Origin of the sequence: Nocardia aurantia, from assembly GCF_009604425.1 — a bacterium.
Classification (GTDB): domain Bacteria; phylum Actinomycetota; class Actinomycetes; order Mycobacteriales; family Mycobacteriaceae; genus Nocardia; species Nocardia aurantia.
In genome coordinates, this window is sequence record NZ_WEGI01000016.1 from 105,783 (window position 1) to 117,018 (window position 11,236).

The window sequence follows — 11,236 nt, forward strand, 5'->3', positions numbered from 1 at the left end:
GGAGTCCGATTTCGAGAACTGCGAGTAACGGTGAAGGGTCGTGTGAGTCGCCCGTGGTGAGCATTGCAATCAACGAGGGTCGCGCGAACGTCGCGATGCTGGGCATCGGCGCCTATCGGCCACGACGGATCGTGAGCAATGCCGAGGTGTGCGAGGTCCTGGACTCGTCTCCGGAGTGGATCTTCGAGCGCACCGGCATCCGGAACCGGCGCTGGATCAGCGGCGACGAGACGCTGCGCTCGATGGCGGTCGCCGCCGGTGAGCGGGCCATCGTCAACAGCGGTATCGATCGGTCGAAGATCGGCACGCTGATCCTGGCCACCTCCAGCTGGCTGACCCTCACCCCGCACGGGGCGCCCACCGTGGCTTTCGATCTGGGTATCAACGGCATTCCCGCCTTCGACCTGACCTCCGGCTGCGGCGGGTTCGGCTACGGCCTCGGTGTCGCGGCCGACCTCATCCGCGCCGGCTCCTCGGAGTACGTGCTGGTGATCGGCGCGGAGACCATGACGGTCGGCCTCGACCCGACCGACCGGGGTACCGCGATGATCTTCGGCGACGGCGCCGGTGCGGTGGTGGTCGGGCCCAGCGAGGACAACGGCATCTCCCCGACGGTGTGGGGCAGCGACGGCGAGCACGCCGGCTCGATCATGCAGGACGTCGACTTCCTCGAGTACATGCACCGGGCGCAGCGCCTGCAGGGCACCGATCCGGGTGTGGAGCGGGTCGGCCGGATGTCGCTGCGGATGGCGGGTCAGTCGGTGTTCCGTTGGGCGGCAGTGACATTGCCGCGCGCGCTGTCCACCGCACTGGATCTCTCCGGAGTGGCCAAGGAGGACATCGAGGTCTTCGTGCCGCATCAGGCCAACGCCCGCATCAACGAGTTGATGAAGAAGAATCTGGGCTTGGCCGAGGAGATCCCCATGGCCAACGACATCGAGAACACGGGTAACACCTCCGCGGCCTCGATCCCGCTGGCCATCGAGGAGATGCTCGTCAGTGGCAAGGCGAAGGGCGGCCAGCTGGCGCTGCTGCTCGGCTTCGGCGCCGGGCTGAGCTACGCCGGTCAGGTGGTCACCCTGCCGCCGGCTCCGGCGGAGCCGAGCTTCACCGTCTGAGCGGGCCGGTGGCCGGATCACTCACAGGCACAACATGATCCGGTCCCGGTCCGCCGGGTCGACCCGAATCGAAATCGTCTCGCCGACAGCGATTTTCGGGCGGTCGATCGGTGCGACATCGAAAACAATTGTGCCCCGGTAGGTTTCGGAGCCGGGGATGGTCAGTTCCAGATCCAGTTCGGTCAGTTCGGTGTGATGGTCGGTGGGGGTGAGCGGATGCACGCCCGCGACGGTCGCCCAGCCCTCCAGCCCGTGCCGCAGCAGCCGCCGGTCCGCGCGGGACGGCAGCTGGGCCCACAACATCCCCAGCCCGACGCACGAGCCGAACGCGCCCACCAGGGCCATGATCTGAAACGGCACCGTTCCCGGTGGGGTGTGCCGCACGACCCAGCCCAGCCACAGACCGAGGATCATCAGGTACCCGGCGGTCACGCCGAGCACGGTGCGAAGAATGCGTGCGTGGTCCATGCGACCCTCCACCAACGCTGCGACAACTCCAGGATAGGTCCGGCGGACCCGTTCCCGGGCCGCATCGGTCCGGACGGAACTCCGGTCCGCGGCCATTACGATAACGCTCGTGAACGAGCCCCCGCCCACCGATGACGAGCGACCCAGCGGCCCCGCGGCGGGCGAGTCGTCGCCGGATGCGACGGAGGGGGAGTCGCTGCCGGGTCCGACGGAGTGGGGGGAACATCCGCACGGCGTCGGGCCGTGGGTGGCCGAATTCGGGACGCCGCCCCCGGCGGATCCACGGCTGGATCCGGAACTGCTCGCGCACGGGGACCGGCGCAATGTGGTCGACGCTTATCGGTACTGGCGGCGCGACGCGATCGTCGCCGACATCGACCGTCGCCGCCACCCTTTCCATGTCGCCATCGAGAATTTCGGGCACGACGCCAACATCGGGACCGTCGTGCGCACCGCCAACGCGTTCGCCGCGGCCGCGGTGCACATCGTCGGCCGCCGGCGCTGGAATCGCCGGGGCGCCATGGTGACCGACCGCTACCAGCATCTGGTGCATCACGCGTCGGTCGACGAACTGCTGGAGTTCGCGACCGGCGCCGGGCTGAGCGTGGTCGCGGTGGACAACGTGCCGGGCTCGATACCCTTGGAGACGGCCGAACTACCCCGGGACTGCCTGCTGCTGTTCGGTCAGGAAGGGCCCGGGGTCACCGACGCCGCGCGGCACGCGGCCACGCTGACGGTGTCCATCGCGCAGTTCGGCTCCACCCGGAGCATCAATGCCGGGGTCGCCGCGGGTATCGCGATGCACGGCTGGATCCGGCAGCACGCCGACCTGAGCTCGGCGTGGTGACGGTCAGCTGAGCTGCACCTGCGCGATCGCCCGGCCGAACAACTTCTTCCCGGCGGAGGTGGCGCCCATCAGGACGGTCGCGGTCCGGCGCTCCGGGTCCAGTGACTTGATCCTGCCGGTGAAGTCGACGGCGGTGGAGTCGAACGGGAACACCGGCACGAAACCCGCGAACCGCACGCTGTAGCTCTCGACGGCGGTCGGATCGCCGAGCCAGGCGGTCAGGAAATCCGCGCCCAGGCCCATCGTGAGCAGGCCGTGCGCCACGACCGTCGGCAGCCCGGCCAGTTCGGCGGCCCGGTCGCTGAAGTGGATCGGGTTGGTGTCGCCGGAGACGCCCGCGTAGTTCACCAGATCGCCGCGGGTGAGCCGGAAGCTCGCGCCGGGCAGTTCCGCGCCGACGGTGAGATCCTCGAACTTCGGCAGCGTGTGCACGGTCACCGCGCGGCGGCTGACCGCCAGATCCGGTGCGATGTGCGCGCGCTCGAGGGGGATCTCGGACAGGGTCGGTGTCGCGCACGGTGCGTCGGTGTCGCGCATCACGACATCCTCGACCAGCCGCACGATATCGGGATCGACCTGTTCGTCCAGCCGGACCACGATGGTCGCGAGACCGGTCTGCACGACCTCGCCGTGCTGATCCACCATGGTGGCGCGGACCGCGACGAAGTCGTTGCCCCGCACCCGCCGGATCGACTCGATCTCCGCCTCGAGGTCCACCCGGTCGCCGGCCAGCAGCGGCCGATGCAGTTCGAAGACCTGATCGGTCTGCAGGATCTGCGACAGGTCGTAGTGCGAGAGCACCGTATTGAGCAGGGCCTTGGTGGTGGTCATGCCGATCACCGACGAGAAAGTCGGCGGCGCGACCAGGGCGTCGTAGCCGAGCTTGCCGGCGTCGGTCTCGTAGTGGTGGGCGGGGTGACCGTTGCGCACCGCCCGCGCGAATTCCCGGACCTTCTCGCGTCCGATGTCGTAGTGATCGCTGACACGGTAGTGCCGACCGGCCAATTCCGTGGCAACCGGTGCGTCGGACGCCGGCTCGGGCATGGTCCTGTGCTCCTGATTCCGATTCGCAAAATCTGACGCAACCGCACGCCAGAATCCGGGCAATGCTACGGCGTCCGTGGGCTGGCTTCCAATTGTCTGTGATGGTTATCGCGGGACGCGGCGACAATGTCACAGGGACGCCGTAACACGCGCACGACACGCAGGGAATTGTCCCGAATGGACCCCGTGGGCGTGCCCCGCCGCGATGACCCGGATGGGTCATCGCGGCGCGTCGTCAGCGGGATGCCGGCGGGTCGCAGACCTTCCAGTTGCCGTCGACATGCTGCAGGTCGAAGGTGCGCGCCACCGGCTTGTCCGGTGTGGCGTCGGTGTAGACGCCGGCCTGGGCGACCGCCTTGTCCCCGGTGATCTGGACGGATTCCACGCTGGATATCTTCGGGATCTTCTTCTGATCGGCCGACAGCTTGTGCACGCCCTCGAACTGGTCCGCCGCGATGTTCTGATAGAAGTCGTGCAGCGGCCCGCAGGTCGAGCCGCGCAGCCGGTCGAGATCGCCGTCGGACAGCGCAGTCGCGTACGTCCCGATCGCCTTGCGCACCTGGGCTTCCGGCGAATTGCTGGTCGCGTGCTGCACCACGCCGATGACCACGCCGAGCACGACCAGCACCGCGACCACCGCCGCGGCGCCGAGCAGCAGCGTGCGCCGCATCCCACCCGTCGCGCCGGTGGGGCCGGCGGCGGGCGGCACCTGCTGCGGCGATGCCATCGGCCGCGGCGGCACCGTCTGTTTCGGCGGCACCACCTGCGGCGCCGCGACTGTGGGCTGCGCATCGGCCGGTGACGGCGCGATACCCGGCCGCGGCGGGGCGGCGTTCTGCGCGGGCGCCGACGGACCCTGCGGTCCCGCGTTCTTCGGTCCCGCGCCCGGACGCGGGGTCACCGGCGGCTTCCCGACCGGCGCGCCGGCGCCGGGCGACGACACGATCCGATCGGTCCCGGCCGCCGGGCCGGTGCGCAACTTCTCGGTGGCCCCCTGATCCGGCCGCTGCACCGGCAGCATCATGGTCTTGTCGTTGGACGGATCGGACACCTTCGGAATGGCGACCGTCTTCGGATCCTCGACCGGCGGCCGGTCCATCGAGGCCCGCACCGCATCGATGGCGGCGCGGGGGATCGCCATCGTCTTCGCCTCGGACGCATCATCTTCCGGCGTCCCCGAACCGGACCGCGCGCCCGCGGCGTTCCCGGCCCCCTGCGATGCCGCGGGGCGATCCGTCCCGGGTGCCCCCGATTGCCCGGCCGCACCGGGTCGCTCCGGTCGAACACCGGCGCCGGAGCCCGACTTGCCCTGTCCCGGAGACGCATTCCCGAAGCGGACGGTCGCTTCTTCGCCGTCGTCCGCGGATCCCGGCCCTCCGGGCCGTTGCGGCCGGCCACCCGGAACACCTTGTCCGCGAGCCGAATTACCGAATCGTGCGGTCTCCTCGTCGCTGTCGCCGGTGGAACTCGAAATCCCGCCCGCCACACCGAAACCCGATGCCCCGCGCCCGCCGGAGCCGCTCGGCGCATCCGTCCGGCCGCCGCCCGAAGCGCCGCCACGTCCGCCGGCCGTTCCGGTAGAACCGCCGAATGCCTTGTCGCCCTGCGTATTCCCCGTTCGGTCCGGCGCCCGTCGCGAATCGCCGGGTGTGCTCCCGGACCCAGCGGAACCGCCGGAACCACGAGCGGATTCCCCGAAACCTCGGGCGCCCTGCGTATCACCGGAACTACCCGGTCCCCGGTCGGCGCCCCCGGACGTAGTAGAGCTTGCACCGGCAGCCGCCGGCGAACCGCCGCCGGATCCCTCCGCCGGGCCACCGGGCCGGTCGGACGGCCTCCCCGCACGGCCGAATCCGCTCCCGGAATAGCCGGGCACGTTCCCCGGCCCACCCGGGGTCCTCGTACCGCCCGCCGTACCTGACCCACTCGGAGCGGTCGAACCACCCGGCCCTCGGGTCGACCCGCGTGACGAACCACCAGGCCCGCCCGCGACATCCGGACCGCCTACCCCGCTGCCCGCGGACCCGGCTACCGCACCGGCGGAACGCCGGTCCGCGCCCCTCGCCGTATCGGCCGGGCCGCTCACCGAACCCCCCGCCCCGCGAGCGTCGCCGCGAGAACCGTCCTGCCCACCCACAGAGCGATTCGACCCGACATTCGGCGGATCGCCGGCAGAGCCACCCGGTCCACCCTGCGACCGGTTCGAATCGACACTTCGAGTGTCGCCGGCGGAGCTGCCCAGCCCACCCTGCGGCCGGTTCGAGTCGACGTTTCGAGTGTCGCCGGCGGAACTGCCCGGTCCGCCCTGCGGCCGGTTCGAGCCGACACTTCGAGTGTCTGCGGCGGAGCTTCCCGGTCCGCCCTGCGGCCGGTTCGAGTCGACGTTTCGAGTGTCTGCGGCGGAACTGCCCGGTCCACCCTGCGGCCGGTTCGAGTCGACGTTTCGAGTGTCGGCGGCAGAGCTGCCCGTTCCACCCTGCGGCCGGTTCGGGCCAGCGTTCCGGGTGCCGGTGGCAGAGCTGCCCGGCTCACCAGGAGACCGGTTCGTGCCGACGCTTCGAGGGTCATCGATCGAGCTGCCAGGAGACCGGCCAGAGCCGGCGCCTCGGGGGTCAGCGGCCGAACTGCCGGGCACGCCGGGGGAGCGATTCAGGTCGGCGCTACGAGGGTCATCGGCCGAGCCGCCCGGCTCAGCCTGCGACCGGCTCGATTGAACGCTTGGAGCGTCTCCGGCCGCACTGCTCGACGCGCCCGGACCGCGACTCGAGCCGGCGCTGTGAGGGTCATCGGCCGAGCCGCCCAGCCCACCCCGCGGCCGGCTCGAATGGAAGCTTCGAGCGTCGTCGGCCGCACTGCTCGACGCCGCCGGACCGCGGTTCGAGTCGGCGCCGCGAGGGCGATCGGCGGAGCTTCTCGATCCGCTCGGAGACCGAGGGTCGTTGACCGAGGTGCCCGGGGCCCGACTCGAGTCGGTGCTGCCGCCGGGTTCGCCTGCGGAGCTGTTCGAGCCGGCGTTCCGGGCGTCGCCGTAGTTGCCGGATGCGCTCGACGGCCGGCCCGCGCCACGCTGGTCCTCAGCGGGACTGCCGAACATGTTCACGGAGTCGGACGCGTCCCCGATGTTGCGCGGGGCGTCCCCGATGCCGCGACTGTCGTCGGCGGGACGGCCGAACATACTCACGGAACTGCCGGACGCGTCCGCGGGCCGGCCGGGGGCATACCCGGTGCCACGACGGTCGTCCTCGGCCGGTCGGCCGAACATGTTCACGCTGCCGGATTCGTCACCCTGACGTCCGTACGAGGCAGCACCGCCGCTCGCCGATCCGCGCGGAGAACTGTCGGTGCCCGAACCTTCGGTCGCCCCACCGGGACGAGCGGGATTTCCACTACCCGCACCGTCGGCCGGGCGCCCGGATGCCGCCGACGCACCACGGACCCCCTCGCCGCGCCGATCCGCCGCCGATCCGTCCGGCGTCGCGGACGACCCGCTACGGCCCGCACCCGATGCCGGTCCGCCGGAGGCAACCGGAGAGCCGGATCGGCTCGGTGCGTCGGCGTCCGGGCGGCCGTAGGCGCCGCTCGCACCGCCGGCTGTGCCGAGATCGCCGCCGGTGCGCCCGGTCCCTGCCGCGCCGCCGGATGCGGAACCGGACACGGCCGTGCCGCCGGATGCCGATCCACCCGAGGCCTTCGATGTGCTACCCGAGCCGCTCCCGGACCCGCCCGGAGACCGCGAGCTGTCGTCCGAGCGCCCGAACATGTCGACATCACCGCTGGGCCGCCGGGCCGCCTCGGCGCCGCGAGACGAGCCCGAGTTCGCCGATCCCGCACCGCTGTCCGGCCGGTCCGAGCCGGTTCCGGTGCCGCCCCGCTCGGCCGGACCCTCGGACCGACCGGCCGCGGGTTTCGCCGACGCGGTCGGTACCGGTCTGGTCACCTCGGTGCCGGAGGGATCCTCGGCCGGTTTCCCGGGCTTGGCCGCGGCCGGGGACCGGCGGAACACCTGGGTCCGCGCGGAGGGGGAAGCCAGTGGTTCGGTGGGTGCGCTCGGGCCCGGCGCGCGGGCGATGCGCTGGGTCTGCGCCGTTTCGGCCGCGTCCCCGGAGCCGGATGTCGGGGTGCCGGAAGGACGCTGCTCGGCACCCGAACCCGGTCGCGGCTTCTGGTCGTCGTTCAGGTCGGACACTCGCTACCCCTCGCTCGGAATCGGCGGTCAATCGTTCTACAGGGATGTACCGTCGGTCAGCCTAACGAGCAATTCGGGCGCCGGTGCACAATGAAGCGCATGACCTCGTTCGGTGATCTGCTCGGACCCCAACCGGTACTACTGCCCGAAATCTCCGATGCGGAGGACGCGCTGCTCGGCAAACAGGATCCGGTGCAGGTCGCGGCCGCTCATCCGGCCGCCTCCGTGGCCTGGGCGCAGCTGGCCGAGGACGCGCTGGACCGGGCCGACGCGGCCGGGCCGGAGGTCGGCCTGGACACCGTCGCCGCTTACGCGTTCGCGCGGACCGGCTACCACCGCGGCCTGGACCTGCTGCGCCGCAACGGCTGGAAGGGTTTCGGCCCGGTGCCGTGGAGCCATGAGCCCAACCGCGGCTTCCTGCGCAGCGTCGGCGCGCTGGCCAAGGCCGCCCGCGCGATCGGCGAGACGGAGGAGTATGCGCGCTGCCTCGACCTGCTCGAGGACTGCGATCCGCGCGCCGCCGCCGAACTCGGCCTGAGCTGACGGCCGGTACCAGCGGCAATTGACCAACGGGAACTCACTCGACGCTGTCCGCGACACGAGCCGGCAGCGCCTGAACAACGGCTGGCTGCGGCTGCGCCGGTCCGCGCTGCCGATCCTGCAGTGCGCGGTCGGCGCGGCGCTGTCCTGGTTCATCGCGCATCGGGTGATCGGCCACCCGCAGCCGTTCTTCGCGCCGACCGCCGCGGTCGTCTCGATCGGGGTGTCGTTCGGCGCGCGGCTGCGCCGTTCGGTGGAGCTGGTGGCGGGCGTCACGGTCGGGATCGGTATCGGAGACTTCTTCATCTCCCGGGTCGGCACCGGACCGTGGCAGATCGCGCTGGTGGTGGCGGTGGCCATGTCGATCGCGATCTTCCTCGACGGCGGCGCGATCATCCCGATGCAGGCGGCCGGTTCGGCCGTGCTGGTGGCGACGCTGATGCCGCCGCACACCGGCGGCAGCGCCCTGCGCATGATCGACGCCCTGATCGGTGGCCTGGTCGGGGTGGTCGTGGTGGCGGTCATCCCGTTGCATCCGGTGCGCCGGGCCCGCAGACAGGCCGCGGACATCCTGGGCGTGATGAGCGCCGCGTTGATCCGCTGCGCCGACGGCCTGCACGAACAGGATCCGGAGAAGATCCGCGCCGCCCTCGATTCGGTGCGCGGCACCCAGCCGCAGATCGACAGCCTGCGCAGCATCCTGGAGGGCGGCCGCGAGCTGAGCCGGGTATCCCCGCTGTACTGGAACGCGCGTTCCCGGCTGGACGCGCTGCGGGCGACCGCCGACCCGCTCGACAACGCCGTCCGCAACACCCGAGTGCTGTTGCGCCGCGCGCTCAGCCTGGTGCTGGACGACGAGATCCTCAACCCCCGCCTGGTCGACGAGGTGGAGCAGCTCGGCGCCGCCACCGACGTGGTGCGCCGCTACATGCTGGTGGGCCCGCGCGAGCAGCCGGACGCCGCAGAGACCACCCGGATCCTGCGCCGGGTGGCGAAGGGCGCCACCAAGGATCTGATCGAGGACGCCGGCCTGTCCGCGCACGTGGTGTTCGCCCAGGTTCGGTCGGTCGTGGTGGATCTGATGCAGGTCTGCGGGGTGCGCCGGCTGTCGGCGCTCGCACTGCTGCCGCCGACGGTGACCCGTCCGTACGTGGATCCGGTCGACTGATTTCGGCCGTTTTCGAGTAGTGCGCTACTCGTGTCGGCGGCGTTCCGGCCCCATACCGTTCATGGTGTGACCGCGTGCACGAGGGGTGGCGCGGTCACAGAGTTCGCACCGGTGGTGGATCGCCAGGTCGGCCGGAGGCGCGAAACCGCTGGCGCCGGGCCGCCACGCCACGGGAGGGGCAGGCCGGACCGGAGCCGTGGTTCGCAGGGTGTGGCGGCGGGCACCGGTCCGGCGGCCACCCCGGCGCGAACAGCCGCTCGGCTCACCGCCAGAAGCGGACCAGGTAGTCGCCGTAGGCCGCCCACAGCGACGGTACCCCGGACAGCTCGAACAGGTGGTCCACGATGCCGAAGAACACCGAGTTCAGCTGCGGAATCCACAGGATCGCGAGCAACAGCAGCAATCCGTACGGCTTGATCTGATCCAGCGAGCGCCGGGTCTGATAGCTCAGCGACGGCTCGAGGATCCCGTACCCGTCGGTGCCCGGCACCGGCAGCAGGTTCAGCAGGGTGGCCGTCACCTGCAGGAAGGCCAGGAAACTGAGCCCGAACCAGAAGGCGGCATGGCTGTGTGTGGATCCGAACAGCCGCACGATCACCAGCAGCACCACCGCCAGCGCCGCGTTGGAGGCCGGGCCGGCCGCGCTGATCATCCGTTTGGTGCGGTCGGAGAAGCTGCCGGACTGCAGGTAGACCGCGCCGCCGGGCAGCGCGAACCCGCCGAGCGCGATGAACAGGATGGGCAGCCCGATCGACAGCAGCGGATGGCTGTAGCGCAGCGGGTTGAGCGTCAGGTACCCGCGCATCTCCACCTCGCGGTCGCCGGCCCGCCAGGCGGTGTAGGCATGCCCGAACTCGTGCAGACACACGCTCACGATCCAGCCGAACACCACGAACACGAACACGCCGAGTTTGGCCAGGTTGGACGTGAGGTCGGCGTTCCACGCGACCACGCCGCCGGCGGCGGTCAGCGCCACCAGCAGCAGGAAGATCGGACTGGGCCGCACCGCGCCGGTGGCGCGTCTGGCCCCGAAGGTACTGCTCACGTGCTCGGACCCCCTCTGTACATCATCGAACCGGCAGGCTCATCGAACCGGCGGCCACCGCGTCATCGAACCAGCAGCCACGGCTCATTGTGCCGGTAGAACACCGAGCGTGGCACGGTGCGTTCGGCGACGATGCCGTCGCGGACCACCAGCGCACCGGGGGTGCCCAACTGCACCGCGCGCCCGGCGATCCAGCGCCGCTTGCGGAATCCGCGCTGCACCGCGGCGCGCACGCCGGGGAGTTCGAGGGTGGGCGAGATGTGCAGTGCCGCGACCTTGCCGGTGAACAACCGGACGTCGTCGACGTAGGCCTCGCCGGTCAGCTTGGCGCCGCCGGCCCCGGTCACGGCGGCCCGGCCGACCAGCACCGTGCCGGTGTCGTCGCGGATCAGCGGGGTCGGCGCGGCCTTGCCCTCCACCGCGCGCTTGGCTGCGGCGGATCCGGTGCCGGTCTCGTACGCGCGGGAGCCGTAGGTGCGATCCACCGGCACGTAGCCGATCTCCACGCTGAGTCGTTCCAGCCGCAGCAGGTGCGTGAGCACGGCGGCCAGTCCGGCGTCCTCACCGAGCACGATCAACCGGGGCTGACTGCCGTCCGCGCCCAGGATGGGCAGCAGTTCGTCGAGATCGGAGGTGTCCGGGATCGCGGAGGTCTGCGTGATCGGCAGCGGCGCGAGCGTGATCGGCACCGGCGCCCCGTTGCAGCGGAGAACGTGAGTACTCACCAGCGATACATCCCCTCGCCGACCGGCACCCCGCCGTCCATCCCCAACGGACCTGACAACACCATCGCCCTCGCTGCGCCGGGCGGACCCCGAGC

General features: G+C 71.2%; 9 protein-coding genes. 4 read left to right on the forward strand and 5 right to left on the reverse strand.

Annotated elements, in window-relative coordinates; all coding sequences use genetic code 11:
• The first annotated feature begins 53 nt into the window (after positions 1-53).
• Complete coding sequence (locus NRB56_RS33005) at positions 54-1,118, forward strand: beta-ketoacyl-ACP synthase 3 (RefSeq protein WP_319943885.1); 1,065 nt, start codon at positions 54-56, stop codon at positions 1,116-1,118.
• 21 nt (positions 1,119-1,139) lie between these two features.
• On the opposite strand, the gene NRB56_RS33010 is transcribed toward NRB56_RS33005, so the two are convergent.
• Entirely contained in the window at positions 1,140-1,586 is a 447-nt protein-coding gene (locus tag NRB56_RS33010) for a hypothetical protein (RefSeq protein WP_153348283.1), read from the reverse strand.
• A 196-nt stretch (positions 1,587-1,782) separates the two neighbouring features.
• Here NRB56_RS33010 and NRB56_RS33015 point away from each other — a divergent pair, with 196 nt between their 5' ends.
• On the forward strand, positions 1,783-2,433 hold the full coding sequence (locus NRB56_RS33015; RefSeq protein ID WP_153348362.1) for a TrmH family RNA methyltransferase: 651 nt from the start codon (positions 1,783-1,785) through the stop codon (positions 2,431-2,433).
• 3 nt (positions 2,434-2,436) lie between these two features.
• Here the strand turns inward: NRB56_RS33015 and NRB56_RS33020 are convergent, their stop codons facing one another.
• Positions 2,437-3,477, reverse strand: coding sequence for a fused (3R)-hydroxyacyl-ACP dehydratase subunits HadA/HadB (locus tag NRB56_RS33020; protein WP_153348284.1), 1,041 nt, complete (start codon positions 3,475-3,477; stop codon positions 2,437-2,439).
• 235 nt (positions 3,478-3,712) lie between these two features.
• A complete protein-coding gene (locus tag NRB56_RS33025) occupies positions 3,713-4,618 on the reverse strand; it encodes an Rv0361 family membrane protein (RefSeq protein ID WP_227838533.1) in 906 nt (301 codons plus the stop codon).
• Positions 4,619-7,762: 3,144 nt separating this feature from the next.
• Between NRB56_RS33025 and NRB56_RS33030 the strand changes: the two genes are divergently transcribed.
• Both NRB56_RS33030 and NRB56_RS33035 read left to right on the forward strand, forming a co-directional pair.
• Complete coding sequence (locus tag NRB56_RS33030; RefSeq protein WP_153348285.1) at positions 7,763-8,206, forward strand: DUF3151 domain-containing protein; 444 nt, start codon at positions 7,763-7,765, stop codon at positions 8,204-8,206.
• A 19-nt stretch (positions 8,207-8,225) separates the two neighbouring features.
• Positions 8,226-9,371 (forward strand): FUSC family protein, encoded by a 1,146-nt coding sequence (locus NRB56_RS33035; protein WP_194291081.1) that lies wholly within the window; start codon positions 8,226-8,228, stop codon positions 9,369-9,371.
• Between the two features lie 262 nt (positions 9,372-9,633).
• Here NRB56_RS33035 and NRB56_RS33040 read toward each other — a convergent pair whose 3' ends face one another.
• Both NRB56_RS33040 and NRB56_RS33045 read right to left on the reverse strand, forming a co-directional pair.
• Positions 9,634-10,416 (reverse strand): site-2 protease family protein, encoded by a 783-nt coding sequence (locus NRB56_RS33040; protein WP_319943886.1) that lies wholly within the window; start codon positions 10,414-10,416, stop codon positions 9,634-9,636.
• A 62-nt stretch (positions 10,417-10,478) separates the two neighbouring features.
• A complete protein-coding gene (locus tag NRB56_RS33045) occupies positions 10,479-11,141 on the reverse strand; it encodes a hypothetical protein (RefSeq protein ID WP_319943887.1) in 663 nt (220 codons plus the stop codon).
• Positions 11,142-11,236: the final 95 nt, after the last annotated feature.

Excerpts from the sequence above, each read along its gene's own strand:
- NRB56_RS33025 (WP_227838533.1), bottom strand. The coding sequence starts at position 4,618 with ATGGCGATCCCCCGCGCCGCCATCGATGCGGTGCGGGCCTCGATGGAC.
- NRB56_RS33010 (WP_153348283.1), bottom strand. The coding sequence starts at position 1,586 with ATGGACCACGCACGCATTCTTCGCACCGTGCTCGGCGTGACCGCCGGG.
- NRB56_RS33030 (WP_153348285.1), top strand. The coding sequence starts at position 7,763 with ATGACCTCGTTCGGTGATCTGCTCGGACCCCAACCGGTACTACTGCCC.
- NRB56_RS33020 (WP_153348284.1), bottom strand. The coding sequence starts at position 3,477 with ATGCCCGAGCCGGCGTCCGACGCACCGGTTGCCACGGAATTGGCCGGT.